At 70.3% G+C, this 14,929-nt stretch carries 15 protein-coding genes and 1 pseudogene; 6 read left to right on the forward strand and 10 right to left on the reverse strand.

The window, feature by feature from the left end; translation table 11 throughout:
• Positions 1-63: 63 nt before the first annotated feature.
• Entirely contained in the window at positions 64-582 is a 519-nt protein-coding gene (locus tag ACIREE_RS01765) for a hypothetical protein (RefSeq protein WP_404144837.1), read from the reverse strand.
• A gap of 13 nt (positions 583-595) precedes the next feature.
• Positions 596-1,726 (reverse strand): magnesium and cobalt transport protein CorA, encoded by a 1,131-nt coding sequence (locus ACIREE_RS01770; protein ID WP_404144839.1) that lies wholly within the window; start codon positions 1,724-1,726, stop codon positions 596-598.
• A 479-nt stretch (positions 1,727-2,205) separates the two neighbouring features.
• Between ACIREE_RS01770 and ACIREE_RS01775 the strand changes: the two genes are divergently transcribed.
• Positions 2,206-2,808 (forward strand): suppressor of fused domain protein, encoded by a 603-nt coding sequence (locus tag ACIREE_RS01775; RefSeq protein WP_404144840.1) that lies wholly within the window; start codon positions 2,206-2,208, stop codon positions 2,806-2,808.
• Positions 2,809-2,824: 16 nt separating this feature from the next.
• Here ACIREE_RS01775 and ACIREE_RS01780 read toward each other — a convergent pair whose 3' ends face one another.
• A complete protein-coding gene (locus ACIREE_RS01780) occupies positions 2,825-4,090 on the reverse strand; it encodes an MFS transporter (protein WP_404144841.1) in 1,266 nt (421 codons plus the stop codon).
• Between the two features lie 179 nt (positions 4,091-4,269).
• On the opposite strand from ACIREE_RS01780, the gene ACIREE_RS01785 reads away from it, so the two are divergent.
• The 3 genes from ACIREE_RS01785 to ACIREE_RS01795 all read left to right on the forward strand — a co-directional run bounded on the left by ACIREE_RS01785 (position 4,270) and on the right by ACIREE_RS01795 (position 6,669).
• The gene (locus tag ACIREE_RS01785; protein ID WP_404144842.1) at positions 4,270-4,923 is read left to right on the forward strand and encodes a DUF6758 family protein; all 654 of its coding nucleotides are present in this window, start codon (positions 4,270-4,272) and stop codon (positions 4,921-4,923) included.
• A 165-nt stretch (positions 4,924-5,088) separates the two neighbouring features.
• Entirely contained in the window at positions 5,089-5,961 is an 873-nt protein-coding gene (locus ACIREE_RS01790) for a PHP domain-containing protein (protein WP_404144844.1), read from the forward strand.
• Between the two features lie 102 nt (positions 5,962-6,063).
• Positions 6,064-6,669, forward strand: a complete 606-nt coding sequence (locus ACIREE_RS01795) for a MarC family protein (protein WP_404144846.1) — start codon at positions 6,064-6,066, stop codon at positions 6,667-6,669.
• Positions 6,670-6,762: 93 nt separating this feature from the next.
• Here the strand turns inward: ACIREE_RS01795 and ACIREE_RS01800 are convergent, their stop codons facing one another.
• Entirely contained in the window at positions 6,763-6,915 is a 153-nt protein-coding gene (locus ACIREE_RS01800; RefSeq protein WP_181512666.1) for a hypothetical protein, read from the reverse strand.
• Positions 6,916-7,181: 266 nt separating this feature from the next.
• Between ACIREE_RS01800 and ACIREE_RS01805 the strand changes: the two are divergent.
• Positions 7,182-8,094: pseudogene (locus ACIREE_RS01805) on the forward strand (NYN domain-containing protein).
• A 79-nt stretch (positions 8,095-8,173) separates the two neighbouring features.
• On the opposite strand, the gene ACIREE_RS01810 reads toward ACIREE_RS01805, so the two are convergent.
• Both ACIREE_RS01810 and ACIREE_RS01815 read right to left on the reverse strand, forming a co-directional pair.
• A complete protein-coding gene (locus tag ACIREE_RS01810) occupies positions 8,174-9,043 on the reverse strand; it encodes an alpha/beta fold hydrolase (RefSeq protein ID WP_404144848.1) in 870 nt (289 codons plus the stop codon).
• Between the two features lie 84 nt (positions 9,044-9,127).
• Positions 9,128-11,470 carry a DEAD/DEAH box helicase gene (locus tag ACIREE_RS01815; protein ID WP_404144849.1) on the reverse strand — a complete coding sequence of 781 codons (2,343 nt, stop codon included), beginning with the start codon at positions 11,468-11,470 and terminating at the stop codon, positions 9,128-9,130.
• Positions 11,471-11,983: 513 nt separating this feature from the next.
• On the opposite strand from ACIREE_RS01815, the gene ACIREE_RS01820 reads away from it, so the two are divergent.
• A complete protein-coding gene (locus tag ACIREE_RS01820; RefSeq protein ID WP_404144851.1) occupies positions 11,984-12,730 on the forward strand; it encodes a ferritin-like fold-containing protein in 747 nt (248 codons plus the stop codon).
• Between the two features lie 3 nt (positions 12,731-12,733).
• On the opposite strand, the gene ACIREE_RS01825 is transcribed toward ACIREE_RS01820, so the two are convergent.
• The 4 genes from ACIREE_RS01825 to ACIREE_RS01840 form a co-directional block, all read right to left on the reverse strand.
• Positions 12,734-13,006, reverse strand: coding sequence for a hypothetical protein (locus ACIREE_RS01825; protein ID WP_404144853.1), 273 nt, complete (start codon positions 13,004-13,006; stop codon positions 12,734-12,736).
• Between the two features lie 209 nt (positions 13,007-13,215).
• Positions 13,216-13,443: a DUF3107 domain-containing protein gene (locus ACIREE_RS01830; RefSeq protein WP_363196368.1), complete on the reverse strand. Its 228-nt coding sequence runs from the start codon at positions 13,441-13,443 to the stop codon at positions 13,216-13,218.
• A 270-nt stretch (positions 13,444-13,713) separates the two neighbouring features.
• A complete protein-coding gene (locus ACIREE_RS01835; protein WP_404144855.1) occupies positions 13,714-14,355 on the reverse strand; it encodes a TetR/AcrR family transcriptional regulator in 642 nt (213 codons plus the stop codon).
• A gap of 176 nt (positions 14,356-14,531) precedes the next feature.
• Positions 14,532-14,750, reverse strand: a complete 219-nt coding sequence (locus ACIREE_RS01840; RefSeq protein ID WP_404144856.1) for a hypothetical protein — start codon at positions 14,748-14,750, stop codon at positions 14,532-14,534.
• Positions 14,751-14,929 lie beyond the last annotated feature (179 nt).

Genomic DNA, 14,929 nt, shown 5'->3' on the forward strand with positions numbered 1-14,929 from the left:
GCCGTCTCACCTCAAGCCCGTCCGGCGATTGAGGACTGGGGTCCGGGGCGAAGCCCCGAGGCCTCAGCCCTTCTTCCGCCGCCCGAGCAGACGAGGCAACCCGGCGGGCACCGCATCCCGCGTAATGGCCGGCGACGGCAGAGGCGGGGCGGCCAGCGACCCACCCGAAGCAGGAACCACCCCCGCACCCACCACCGGCTCCAAGCGGAGCACCCGGCACTCCCGCCCCCACCGCAGAGGCATCGTCTCCGCGTCGGGCGCGTTCAGCCGCTTGCCCTTCAGCTCACCGACGGCCGCCTCCCACGCAGGGGTTCCGGAGCCGAGCTCCACGACCTTGGCCTGCCAGCCGACGAGCCGCCCGCCCTTGTCCTTGCTGCGCACGGTGACCGTGGCCGCGCCGCCGTCGACGAGGTCGGGCAGCGGCTGCTCGCCGGGCCCGTCACCGACCAGGAGCGCCGCGCCCTCGTGCCACACGTGCCACAGCGCGCGCTCCACGCCCTGCGCCCCGCGCACCCAGATGAGCCCGGACTTCTTCGTGGCCTCCTCGACGAGGGCGGCGTCGAGCAGTTCAGGAGTCGTCATGCGGCCAGCGTAGCTATAGCCAGCCGTTGCGCTTGAGGGTGCGGTGGATCGCGAAACAGGCGGCGACGGTGACGCTGAGGACGAGCGGGTAGCCGAACCGCCAGTGCAGCTCGGGCATGTGCTTGAAGTTCATGCCGTAGACGCCGCACACCATGGTCGGTACGGCGACGATCGCGGCCCACGAGGTGATCTTGCGCATGTCCTCGTTCTGGGCGACGGAGGCCTGCGCGAGGTTGGCCTGGAGGATCGAGTTGAGCAGTTCGTCGAAGCCGATGACCTGCTCCTGCACACGCTCCAGGTGGTCGGCGACGTCCCGGAAGTACTTCTGGATGTCCGGGTCGATCAGCCGCATCGGCCGCTCGCTCAGCAGTTGCAGCGGGCGGCGCAGGGGGGCGACGGCGCGCTTGAACTCCAGCACCTCGCGCTTGAGTTGATAGATGCGGCCGGCGTCGGAGCCGCGCGGCGCACCCTTGCCGGTCTGCGAGAAGACGTCGGTCTCGACCTCGTCGATGTCGTCCTGCATCGCGTCGGCGACCGCGAGATAGCCGTCGACGACGTGGTCGGAGATGGCGTGCAGCACGGCGCTCGGCCCCTTGGCGAGCAGCTCGGGGTCGTCCTGCAGCCGGTGGCGCAGCGCCCGCAGCGAGCCCTGGCCGCCGTGCCGCACGGTGATGAAGAAGTCCCGGCCGGTGAAGCACATGACCTCGCCGGACTCCACGACCTCACTGGTGGCGGTGAGTTCGGCGTGCTCCACGTAGTGGATGGTCTTGAAGACGGTGAAGAGCGTGTCGTCGTACCGCTCCAGCTTGGGCCGCTGGTGCGCGTGCACCGCGTCCTCGACGGCGAGCGGGTGCAGCCCGAACTCGGCGGCAATACCGGCGAATTCGGCCTCGGTCGGCTCGTGCAGGCCGATCCAGGCGAAGCCCCCGTCGCGGCGCACCTGGAGGCGGGCCTCGCGGGGCGTGAGGCAGGCGGGGGATGCGGCGCGGGCCCCGGCGCGGTAGACGGCGCAGTCGACGACCGCGGAGACGGCGGACGGGTCGCGGGTGGAGTCGTAGGAGGTACGGGCTTCGTTGCCGTACGGGGCCACGCTCTTGCGCAGCGAGGGGCGGACGGCGGCACGCAGGTCGCGAATCATCGACATGGGCAGGCTCCTTCGCGGGCGGGAGCCGCGCCGCGGCGGGTGGAACTACCCGGAATGAGGACGTCCGTGCCGATCGGACATGCTGCACGTCCACAAAGCGGGGAGCACCGCACCGACGCTGGGCGGCTTCGCGTACTGATTCAGATCAGGAAGATCAGAAAGATCAGGCGGTAACGAAGCGCTCTTCCGGCATACGCGGGCAGCCCGGGACGCAGACGGTTTCTGCTGGCTGCGGAGTGGCGTGCTGGCCTAGAGGCCGGAAGAACGGGTGATACTGCACGGTCGACTTCGATCCATGACAGCCCCACCTCCTCCGGCCGGTCCCCCGTGAGGGACGTCTGTGGTCGGTTCTTCGAGGGCTCCGAGAGCTCCCGGCGGGCGCACACTGTGCACCATCCCGACCAGCGGCCAAGACTATCAGCCGACTGAAGAAGCGAGCCCCGTCTTTACCCGTTGCTGGCGAGTTCTATGCTCGCTGGATGGCAGAAGTTCTAGCGCTTGTGGAAGCCCGGCTGACCACGGCCCTGGGCGCACCGGACGCGCGCGCGGCGGTCACGTTCCTCGGCACCGACCGGATCGAGGTGCTGCGTTTCACCGACGGCGGCAGCGACGGTGACGGGGGCCTTGTGCGGTACGCGACCCTCGGCATGTCCGCGGCCCCGATGTCCGACCCCACCGCGGCGCTCGCCGACCCCGTGCAGGGGCCGCGCGTCGAACTGATCCTGACGGTCCGCGCCGCCCTCGCCGACACCGACAAGGTGCTGCGTCCCCTGGCCGTCCTGGCCGCGTCGCCGCAGGTCGAGGGCGTCGTCGTGGCGCCGGGCGCCTCGCTGGACGTGGGGGAGGCGCTGTGGCCAGGGGCTCCGTTCACCTCGGTGCTGGTGGCGGAGCCGGGCGGCCTGGTCGAGGACCTGGACCTGGACGAGCCGCTGGATCCCGTACGTTTCCTGCCGCTGCTGCCGATGACGCAGAACGAGGCGGCGTGGAAACGGGTGCACGGCGCGGCCGCGCTGCAGGAGAAGTGGCTGAACAGCGGGACGGACCTGCGCGATCCGCTGCGCAAGTCCGTTCCCCTCGACTGACGGGAGCCTTCGGGTTCTAGCGGGCGAAGACGCTGACCCCGTCCTCGGAGGCGTGCTTGGGCTCCAGCTCCTCGGCGTCGTGGGTGAGCGCGTTCCTGCGCACATAGACGACGACCGCGCCGAGTACCGCCGTGATCGCGGCGACCACGAACGGGATGTGGATGTTGCTCCACTCCTCGATCTTCGGCGCGAAGAACGGGGCGGCCGCCGCTGCGAACCACCGGACGAAGTTGTAACCGGCGCTGGCGACGGGCCGCGGTGCGTCCGACACACCCAGCGCGAGTTCGGTGTAGACCGTGTTGTTCACGCCGATGAAGGCGCCGGACAGGATCGTGCACACGACGGCCGCGGTGTGGTTGCCGTAGCCGAGGACGAGCACGTCCACGGCGAGCAGGACCAGCGAACCGCCGAGCACCTTCAGCGAGCCGAACCTGGCCTGCATGCGCGGCGCGACGATCACCGAGAACAGCGCGAGCAGCACGCCCCAGGCGAAGAAGACGGCGCCGCTCTTGTACGGGGTCATGTTCAGTACGAACGGCGTGAAGGCCAGCACCGTGAAGAACGTGTAGTTGTAGAAGAAGGCCGAGACGGCGGCCGACGCGAGTCCGCCGTGGCCGAGCGCCTTGATCGGGTCGAGGATCGACGTCTTCGTGGCGGGCTTGGGCTGTTCCTTGAGGAACACCGTGATGCAGACGAACCCGATGGCCATCAGGGCGGCGGTGCCGAAGAACGGGTAGCGCCAGCTCGCGTTGCCGAGCAGGGCGCCGACCAGCGGCCCGCACGCCATGCCCAGGCCGAGCGCGGACTCGTACAGCAGGATCGCGGCGGAGCTGCCACCCGCCGCGGCGCCGACGATGACGGCGAGGGCGGTCGACACGAAGAGTGCGTTGCCGAGACCCCAGCCGGCCCGGAAGCCGACGAGTTCGCCGACGGAGCCGGAGGTGCCGGCGAGCGCGGCGAAGATCACGACGAGTGCGAGCCCGACGAGCAGGGTCTTCTTGCCGCCGATCCGGCTGGAGACGAATCCGGTCACCAGCATCGCGACGGCGGTGATGAGGAAGTACGAGGTGAAGAGCAGGGAGACCTGGCTCGGCGTCGCCTGGAGGCCCTTGGCGATCGACGGCAGGATCGGGTCGACGAGCCCGATGCCCATGAAGGCGACGACGGATGCTCCGGCGGTCGCCCAGACCGCCTTCGGCTGACGCAGGAGGCTGGTCGCGCCGGTCGCTCCCGCGTCGAACGGGTCCCCTTCCGCGGGACCTCCTGAACTGCTGTGGCTCATTCCCGGCTCCTTGTCCGTATCGGATCGTTGGCCTATACACATAATAAGTTAGCCGGGCTAATGAATGCAAGCTACATCTATATTGTCCGGGCCGACCTGCCCGGACGCCCCGGATCAGCGCCCTCCGGACGGGTGATCGTCCTTGACGCGGCGCGGGACGGGGAGGACCGTGGAGTTTTATGAGGGGCGAACCCAGTTGCCCGAAGTGTGGTGGCCGGGTCAGGGCTCCCGGCCTCTTCTCCGACTCCTGGCAGTGCGATGCGCACGGGGCGGTACACCCGCTGCAGCCCGTGATCCCGCCCAGCGTCGAGGCTCTCAGCGTCGTGGTGCGCCGCGCGCAGGTCCCCGTCTGGATGCCCTGGCCGCTGCCCGTCGGCTGGCTGTTCACCGGGGTTGCCAACGCGGGGGACGACCGCACCGGCGGCCGCGCCACCGCCGTCGCCTGCTCGGGCCCCGGCCCCCTCGGCGGCTTCGGTGAGCTGGTGCTCGTCGCCGAGGAGCTCGGCGTCGGACTCGGCGCGCGCTACGCGGGCATCGACGGCCCCGACCCCGGCCCCTACATGGACGTCGCCGGACCGCCCCAGGCCAAGCTGCTCGCGGCCGGCCGGCCCACCCCGATGTGGCACGTCTCCGGAACCCCCGACGACCGCGCCGTCTTCGCGGGCGAGGCGCGCGGGCTGTGGCTGTGGGCGATCGTGTGGCCGGAGCAGTCCGGGCTGCTGATGTACGACGAGCTGGTCCTCACCGACCTGCGCGACGCGGGGGCCGAGACGGATCTGCTGCCGTGCGGGGCGTTGTCACCGCGCATCCTGCAGCAGGTTGCCGAGCCGTAAGCCGTGCCGTAAGGGGTCGAGGCAGGCTTTGGTGGTGACGGGACTGTTGGAAATCACCGTTACCCTGGAGCGTCCCCCTCTGTGCGAAGTTCTGTGCGAAGTTCTGTGCGAGTTCCGCGCGAGGTGGGCCCGAACCCCGTCCGTCCGAGCCTGGAGTACGCAGCAGTGCGCATCGATCTGCACACCCACTCCACCGCTTCCGACGGCACGGACACCCCGGCCGAGCTGGTGCGCAACGCGGCGGCGGCCGGTCTGGACGTCGTCGCGCTCACCGACCACGACACCACCCGCGGCCACGCCGAGGCGATCGCCGCGGTCCGCGAACTTCCGGCCGGTCCGACCCTGGTCACCGGCGCCGAGCTCTCCTGCCGCCTCGACGGCGTGAGCATGCACATGCTGGCGTACCTCTTCGACCCCGAGGAGCCCGACCTGCTCGCCGAGCGCGAGCTGGTCCGCGACGACCGCGTCCCGCGCGCCAAGGCCATGATCGCCCGGCTGAACGGACTCGGGGTCCCGGTCACCTGGGAGCAGGTCGCCCGGATCGCGGGCGACGGCTCCGTCGGCCGCCCGCACATCGCCTCCGCGCTGGTCGAACTCGGCGCCGTGCCCACGGTCTCCGACGCCTTCACGCCCGAGTGGCTGTCCGACGGCGCCCGCGCGTACGTCGAGAAGCACGAGACGGACCCCTTCGAGGCGATCCGCCTGGTCAAGGCCGCCGGTGGGGTCACCGTCTTCGCGCACCCGGCCGCCGCCAAGCGCGGCAGGACCGTCCCCGACTCGGCGATCGCGGAGCTGGCCGCGGCCGGCCTCGACGGCATCGAGGTCGACCACATGGACCACGACCGGGCGACCAGGGACCGGCTCCGCGGCCTGGCCGCCGACGTCGGCCTGCTCACCACCGGTTCCTCGGACTACCACGGCAGCCGCAAGACCTGTGTGCTCGGCGAGTACACGACCGACCCCGAGATCTACGGGGAGATCACGCGCCGCGCCACGGGCGCCTTCCCGGTGCCGGGCGCCGGCGGACACCGCGCCTGAGAGCTCGAGAACAAGCCCCCGCGGTCCGGGGGTTTCGCGCACGGGCTCCGACCGCGCGCCCGCCCCCACTTCCGCCCAACTCCCGCAAGGCAAGCCCTCACTGTGTTCGACGTCGCCGTTTTCGGATCCCTTTTTCTCACGCTTTTTGTGATTATGGATCCCCCCGGAATCACCCCGATCTTCCTCGCCCTCACCGCGGGCCGCCCCGCCAAGGTCCAGAAGCGCATGGCCTTCCAGGCGGTGTGCGTCGCCTTCGGCGTCATCGCCGTCTTCGGCGTCCTGGGCCACCAGATCCTCGACTACCTGCACGTCTCGGTCCCGGCCCTGATGATCGCGGGCGGTCTGCTGCTCCTGCTCATCGCGCTCGACCTGCTCACCGGCAAGACCGACGAGCCCCAGCAGACGAAGGACGTGAACGTCGCCCTCGTCCCGCTCGGCATGCCGCTGCTCGCCGGGCCCGGGGCGATCGTCTCCGTGATCCTGGCCGTCCAGAAGGCCCACTCGGTCGCGACGCAGCTCTCCGTCTGGACGGCGATCATCGCCATCCACGTGGTCCTGTGGCTCGTGATGCGCTACTCGCTGGTGATCATCCGCATCATCAAGGACGGCGGCGTGGTCCTGGTGACCCGGCTCGCCGGCATGATGCTCTCGGCGATCGCCGTGCAGCAGATCATCAACGGCGTGACCCAGGTGATCCAGAACAGCTGAACCCGCTGCACGCTCGGCAACCCCGCGGAACACACGAAGCCCCCGTACGCAGTGTGCGTACGGGGGCTTCGAAGTGTGTGAGTCGCTACGCCGTTACGAGGCGGACGACTCGGCCGGGCGGATGTAGAGGCGCTGCCCGATGGCGGCGGCCTGCTGAACGATCCGGTTGACGGAGGCGGCGTCCACGACGGTGGTGTCCACGGCGGTGCCGTCGACGTCGTCCAGTCGCATGATTTCGAAGCGCAAGGGCTTCTCCCTTCGTCTGGTGATCCTCCTGAAGGAGAACTACTGGTGCAGGACCCAGACCCAGTCTGGTCCTGCCGTACGGCCAGGCGGTTGCCCGACCGTTAAGAGTGGATTGCGTGGCTAGAGTGCCCCGCGTTCTGTATGGGTACAACGAGTTGCCCCCAGCAAACATTCCCTACGCTAAGGAAATTTTTCGGGAACCTAATTACCTGCGAGTAGCGAGGCCGGTTGTGCACGGGGCGTGACGCCCAGGACAATGAGCGGCAATGAACGAAACCAACGCGGAGAGCCCTCTCGACGCGGTCGAGGCCCGCCTCGCCATCACGAACGACCTGCTCAGGCGGATGCTCGCCGGTCGCGAAGACACCGTCGACGCACGCGATCTTCGTGGACGCGGGGTACTTGTACGCGGCGGCCGGCCGGCTCGTCGCGGGCACCGAGGACCGGCGCTCCTTCGACCTGGACGCCGAAGGGCTCATCGACGCGCTGATCGACAAGGCCCGCACGATCTTCGCGGACAGCCGGCTGCTGCGCGTCTACTGGTACGACGGGGCTCGCCGCCGCATCCACACCACCGAGCAGCAGTCGATCGCCGCCCTGCCCGACGTCAAGGTCCGCCTGGGCAACCTCAACGCGAACAACCAGCAGAAGGGCGTCGACTCGCTCATCCGCAGCGACCTGGAGTCCCTCGCCCGGCACCGTGCCATCAGCGACGCGGCCCTGCTCGGCGGCGACGAGGACCTGGTCTCCGCCGTCGAGGCCGCCCAGGGGTACGGCGCCCGCGTCCACCTGTGGGGCATCGAGGCGCCCGACGGCCGCAACCAGGCCGAGCCGCTTCTGTGGGAGGTCGACAGCCAGCGCACGCTCGACCTCGACTTCTTCAAGCCGTACGTGTCCCGCCGCGCCATCACGACGTCGTACGAGAACACGGAGGCGCCGCGCCCCTCCCGCGACCAGGTCCGTTTCGTCGGGGCGCAGATCGCGGCGCGCTGGCTCGGGGAGCGCGGGCGCGGGGCGTTCGCGGAGGTGCTGCCCGGCCACCCCTACCTGCCGGGGCCGGTCGACCAGGACCTGCTGGTCGAGGCGGAAGGCGTGCTCCAGTACTCGCTGCGCGGCCAGTCCGACCTGCGACGGGCGCTGCGCGACGGGTTCTGGGCGCATCTGCAGGCCCAGTTCTAGACGGTCGTGACAGGCCAGTTCCAGGCTGTTGTCCCCGGCCGGTTCCAGGCTGTCGTCCCCGGCCGGTTCCAGGCTGTCGTCACCGGTCCTGTGCCGGGTGCCGGTGCCAGAAGGCGGCCAGCGCCGCGGCCGTCTCGTCGGGGCGGTCGGTGTTGGGGGAGTGCTCCGCCCCGGCGATCACCGACCGCTCGGCCTTGAGACGTCGCGCCATCTCGTCGAGCAGCGGCACGGGCCAGGCATCGTCCCGCTCCCCGGACAGCACGTGCACCGCCGGCGCGACCGCGGCCAGCTCGTCGACGCGGTCGGGCTCCGTGCACAACTGGCGCCCCGTGGCGATGAGTTGGGCTGGACTGTTGCTCAACCAGCGGCGCCGTAGATCCTCTTCGTCACCGCGTACGTCGACGACGTCCCCGGTCGCCTCCATCGCCTGGATGGCCTCCCACACCTGTGCCATGTCGAGCGTGCCGAGCGCCTGCTGGAGCAGCTCGACACGCTGTCGCTGCGGCAGCGAGACGGCAGCCGGGCCCGAGGCCATCAGTGTCAGCGAGGCGAAGGGGGCCGGGTCCGCGATGACCGCGGCGCGGGCGACGAGGCCGCCGAGCGAGTGCCCGAGCAGATGGACCCGCGCCGGGCCCAACGCCGCGGCCTGGGCGAGCACGTCCCGCGCCAACTCGGCCTGCGCGTAAGGGCGTTCGTCATCCGATGGGCCCGCGGTCTGGTACTGGCCCCGGCCGTCGACGGCGACGCTGCGATACCCGGCCGCGCTCAGCGGCCCGTGCAGCGCGATGAAGTCCTCCTTGCTCCCGGTGAACCCCGGAAGCAGCAGTGCGGTGCCCCGCACGGGACCGGACTCCGGCGCCCCCACGAGCGCGGCGAAGTCGCCTCTGGCGGTCCGCAGGACGTGGGCGCGGGTGCCGGGCGGCGGGGTGAAGGTCGGGGGCCTGCTCATGCGGTGAGGGTACGTGTCCGGCGTGGGCACGACGAAGGCCCGGGCCCCCGCAGTGCGGGACCCGGGCCTTCGGCGCGGTGCGGATCAGGCCTCGGGAGCCTTGGCCACAGCCTTCTTGCGGGTGCGCTTCGGCTTGGCCTCGGCGGCGGGCGCCTCTTCCGGAGCGGCGGCGACGGCCTTCTTACGGGTCCGCTTCGGCTTCACCTCGGCGGCGGGCGCCTCTTCCGGAGCGGCGGCAACGGCCTTCTTACGGGTCCGCTTCGGCTTCGCCTCGGCGGCCTCGACCGTGTCGGCGACGACGGGCTCGGCCTTCTTGCGCGTGCGCTTCGGCTTGGCCTCGGCGGTGTCGACGGCGGCTTCCGCCTGCGCGTCGACGACAGGCTCGGCCTTCTTGCGCGTGCGCTTCGGCTTGGCCTCGGCGACAGCCACCTCCGCGGGAGCGGCGGCGGCAGCCTTCTTACGGGTACGGGCCGGCTTGGCCTCGACGGCCTCCGCCGTGTCGACGGCGACCTCCGCCTTCTTGCGCGTACGACGCGGCTTGACGGGCGCCTCGACCTCGACGGTCTCGGCGACGGGCGCCACGGCCTCGACCGTCTCGGCGGCGGCTTCGGCCTTCTTGCGTGTACGGCGACGCGGCTGCGCCGGCACCTCGACCTCGACGGTCTCGGCGACGGGCGCCACGGCCTCGACCGTCTCGACGGCGGCTTCGGCCTTCTTGCGTGTACGGCGACGCGGCTGCGCCGGCACCTCGACCTCGACGGTCTCCGCGACGGGCGCCACGGCCTCGACCGTGTCCACGGCGCCTTCGGCCTTCCTGCGCGTACGACGACGCGGCGCGGCCGGGGCCTCGACCTCGACGGCCGGCTGGGGTACCGGTGCGACGACGGTCTCGACCGACTCGACGACGGCCGCGGCGGCGGGAGCGGCCTGCGCGGCACCGCGCGTACGACGGCGACGACGCGGCGTCCGCGGCTCGGAGGCGTCGTCCGGGGCGGGTGTGACAGGAGTCACGGGAGTCGCGGGGGCGGCCGCCGCCTCCGCGGCGACCGGCTCGCCATTGCGCGTGCGGCGACGACGACGCGGCGTACGGGCGGAACGGTCCTGGTCACGATCACGGTCGTGGTCCCGGCCACCGCGGTCACGGTCGCGATCCCGGCCACCGCGGTCGCGGTCACGGTCACGGTCCTGGGTGGGACGGCCACCGCGGCCACCGCGCGGCGAAGCGCCACGGCCACCGGTCTCGCCCAGGTCCTCGATCTCCTCGGCGCCGAGCCCGGCACGCGTGCGCTCGCCCCGCGGCAGGACACCCTTGGTGCCGACCGGGATGCTGAGCTCCTCGTACAGGTGCGGCGAGGAGGAGTACGTCTCGACCGGGTCGTTGAACTTCAGGTCGAGGGCCTTGTTGATCAGCTGCCAACGCGGGATGTCGTCCCAGTCGACCAGCGTGATCGCGATGCCCTTCTTGCCCGCGCGGCCGGTGCGGCCGATGCGGTGGAGGTACGTCTTCTCGTCCTCCGGCGTCTGGTAGTTGATGACGTGCGTGACGTCATCGACATCGATTCCGCGCGCGGCGACGTCCGTGCACACGAGCACGTCCACCTTGCCGTTGCGGAACGCGCGCAGGGCCTGCTCGCGCGCGCCCTGCCCGAGGTCACCATGGACGGCACCGGAGGCGAAACCGCGCTTCTGCAGCTGCTCGGCGATGTCGGCGGCGGTCCGCTTCGTCCGGCAGAAGATCATCGTGAGCCCGCGGCCGTCGGCCTGCAGGATGCGCGAGACCATCTCGGGCTTGTCCATGTTGTGCGCGCGGTACACGTGCTGCGCGGTGTTGCGCACGGTCGCGCCCTCGTCGTCCGGCGAGGTGGCGCTGATGTGCGTCGGCTGCGACATGTAGCGACGGGCGAGGCCGATGACGGCGCCCGGCATGGTCGCCGAGAACAGCATCGTCTGACGCTTCGGCGGCAGGTAGTTGATGATCTTCTCGACGTCGGGCAGGAAGCCCAGGTCGAGCATCTCGTCGGCCTCGTCGAGGACGAGCGCCTTCACGTGCGAGAGATCGAGCTTGCGCTGACCGGCGAGGTCGAGGAGGCGGCCCGGGGTGCCGACGATCACGTCGACGCCCTTCTTCAAGGCCTCGACCTGGGGCTCGTAGGCGCGACCGCCATATATGGCGAGAACGCGCACATTGCGCACCTTGCCGGCGGTCAGCAGGTCGTTGGTCACCTGCGTGCACAGCTCGCGCGTGGGAACGACGACGAGCGCCTGCGGGGCGTCGGTCAGCTGCTCGGGCTTGGCCCGGCCCGCCTCGACGTCCGCGGGGACGGTGACGCGCTCCAGGATCGGCAGACCGAAACCGAGGGTCTTGCCCGTGCCGGTCTTGGCCTGGCCGATGACGTCCGAGCCGGAGAGCGCTACGGGGAGCGTCATCTCCTGGATGGGGAAGGCGGTGATGATGCCGACGGCCTCGAGGGCTTCGGCGGTCTCGGGAAGAATGCCGAGTTGACGGAAAGTGGAAGTCTGCGTAGTCAGGGTGCTGCCTCTTCTGTGAGGTGCGGTGCGAGGCGAACGCGGGGGTCGTGACCGTGCCGGTGTTACACCGGTCTCGATCCGCGGGTGCGGTGGACCGGGTGACGCGGGACCACTGCCGACGCTCGAGCGCTCGTGCCGCTGAGGGCCCCTCCACATGCTCTACGTCGTGTGACGGACGAGCTGGAGGGCTGTCGGGTCGGAGCCGATCGGGCCTCCGACCGGGCATCCTCATTCGTGCGGCCCGTCGCATGTGTACGCGCAAGCGCCATAATTCGCGCTTGCACTCGGCGGGCTCTTTACCACCATACCCCGGAAACCCGCATGTGCGATGGCCGAATTGGTCACGTAGCCGTCGTCACACTCCTTGACCAGGGAGTTCCGCGGGGCGGTCGGCGGGCTATTGTGCGCTCCATGGAGACGCCTGACAACGCCACGCCGTCCGCCGAAGCAACCCCCGCGCTCACCGGCATCGCCGCCCAGAACTGGGCCACCGCGTCCGCGGACGCGAACTACTGCGCCGCCGTCGTCGACCTGCTCGGTGCTCTCGCGTACGGGGAGCTGGCGGCGTTCGAGCGGCTCGCGGAGGACGCCAAGCTGGCGCCGACGCTGGGCGACAAGGCGGAGCTGGCGAAGATGGCGTCCGCCGAGTTCCACCACTTCGAGCAGTTGAGCAACCGGCTCTCGGAGATCGGTGTCGAGCCGACCGACGCGATGGACCCGTTCGTCAGCGCCCTCGACGGCTTCCACAAGCAGACCGCCCCGTCGGACTGGCTGGAAGGCCTGGTCAAGGCGTACGTCGGTGACTCGATCGCCAGTGACTTCTACCGGGAGGTCGCGGCCCGGCTCGATTCGGACACCCGCTCCCTGGTGCTCGCCGTGCTCGACGACACGGGGCACGCCTCGTTCGCCGTGGAGAAGGTGCGTGCGGCGATCGATGCCGACCCGCGCGTGGGCGGGCGCCTCGCCCTGTGGGCGCGACGGCTGATGGGCGAGGCCCTGTCCCAGTCGCAGCGGGTGGTCGCGGACCGCGACGCGCTGTCGACGATGCTGGTCGGGGGCGTGGCCGACGGCTTCGACCTGGCCGAGGTCGGCCGGATGTTCTCGCGTATCACCGAGGCGCACACGAAGCGGATGGCGGCGCTGGGACTCGCTGCCTAGTCCCTACGCGTTAGGGCTCAGCCGGGGGGCTCTGCCCTGAGTAGGGCGGAGCAGCAGCGACAGCAGGGCCGCCGAGAGGACGAGCGCGCCGACGAGCGTGGCGATCTCGTGGCCCGCGCCCAGCGCGCTGTGTGTGACGAACGCCCCGAACAGGGCGCCCGCGACTCCGGTCGGCAGCACAAGGGTGCGCGACGGAAGTCGGTGTGGCATCCGCAGGCCCGCGGCCCATGCGAGGGCCAGGCCGAGCAGTGCGGAGCCGAGAGCTTCAAGAAGCATGGTGAGGGTCCCTCCCGCGCTGCCAGTTGGTGCAAATCGGTCGTAGCCGGTCTACCCCCGGCACCCGGGGTGCAATCATCCCGGTGTGCATCCGCTGTGCCTGCCCTGTGAACACCGAAAGGGCCTGACGGCGCGATGCCGTCAGGCCCTTTCGGTGCTGCTGGGTACTGCTTGGTGCTTATCCGTGCTGCTTGACGCTTCCTGGTGCCCTACAGCGGGCCGAAGCCCACCTTGCGCACCGCCGGCTCACCGATCTCCACATAGGCGAGCCGCTCGGCCGGGATCAGCACCTTGCGACCCTTCTCGTCCGTCAGGGAGAGCAGCTGCGCCTTGCCGGCCAACGCCTCGGACACCGCGCTCTCGACCTCCTCGGCGGACTGGCCGCTCTCCAGAACGATCTCGCGGGGCGTGTGCAGCACGCCGATCTTGACCTCCACGGCCTTGTCCCTCCGACGATCCGTGATGTGCGCGGACGACCGCGCGCCGTACGCAGCAAACATTAGCCCGGTGAGGCGAGGCACCCGCCGCCCCGGCTGCACGCCAAGAGCGAACAGCGGGACGGGAACAAAAGTGCGTGACTGCGAATCGTGACTGCGTATCAGTGGCGCTCGGTGGTGCACAGCGTTGTGAAACGGCGCTCTGTGGCGCTCAGTGGTGCTCGGTGGCGCTCAGTGGTGCTCAGCGTTGTGAAACGGCGTCTGTGGCGCTCAGTGCTGCTCGACGCCGTGCAGCGGGAACCCGGCGATGCCCCGCCAGGCCAGCGATGTCAGCAGCTCGACCGCCTTGTCCCGAGCGACCGGGCTCGCGCTGGACAGCCAGTAGCGCGCGACGACCTGCGAGACACCGCCCAGGCCCACGGCCAGCAGCATCGACTCGTCCTTGGACAGTCCCGTGTCCTCGGCGATCACGTCCGAGATGGCCTCCGCGCACTGCAGGCTGACCCGGTCGACGCGTTCGCGTACCGCCGGCTCGTTCGTCAGGTCGGACTCGAAGACGAGCCGGAACGCGCCGCCGTCGTCCTGGACGTACGCGAAGTAGGCGTCCATCGTCGCCGCCACGCGCTGCTTGTTGTCCGACGTGGAGGCGAGCGCCGTGCGGACCGACTGCAGCAGCGACTCGCAGTGCTGGTCGAGCAGGGCCAGGTAGAGGTCGAGCTTGCCCGGAAAATGCTGGTAGAGCACCGGCTTGCTGACGCCGGCCCGCTCCGCGATGTCGTCCATCGCGGCCGCGTGATACCCCTGCGCGACAAAAACTTCCTGGGCCGCGCCCAGGAGTTGGTTGCGTCGGGCCCGGCGCGGCAAGCGCGTGCCCTTGGGGCGTGCTGCCTCCGTCTGCTCGATGGCTGTCACGCCGCCTCCCAAATCGTCAGTATGCGGTGTGCACCGCGTCGTCATCGTACTTTTGGGTAACCGCGATGTGCGCGGTGCGAGCGCAGAATTTCACGGACCGGACGACTGTGTAAGACGCACGTAGCACATGTACATACGCAAAGCGGCGCATACCGACGCGCTCTTTGCACAAGCTCTCACCGATAGTCGTCCTCGTCGATCGCGACGACCCGCGCCTGTTCCGCCCGGTCCGCCTCGTCGGATCCGTCCGGGTCGCCCGTTTCGTCCGGTGCGTCGTCCTGCTCGGGGGAGAGCTCCGTGTGCTGCTCGGCGGTGTCCGCCTCCGGGGCCTCCACGTCCATCTCTGGCGGCTCGCTCACCGCGAAGGTCTCGGGGTCCCTGGGGTCGACTGTCATGAATGGCTCCCTTCCTCACCTGTTCCGTGCGTGGGCGGGTGCCCTGAATCGAGCGTAGGAGACACAAGAAGGGGGCGCTATGTGGTCTCTTTGCGAGGAGGCCGGCGAGCGGGTCTGCGGACGGGGCGGTGGGCGTCACGGGGCGCCGGACGAGCTCTGGGCAGAGCTATGAGCTATCT

Origin of the sequence: Streptomyces sp. NPDC102467 (genome assembly GCF_044765445.1) — a bacterium.
Lineage (GTDB): Bacteria > Actinomycetota > Actinomycetes > Streptomycetales > Streptomycetaceae > Streptomyces.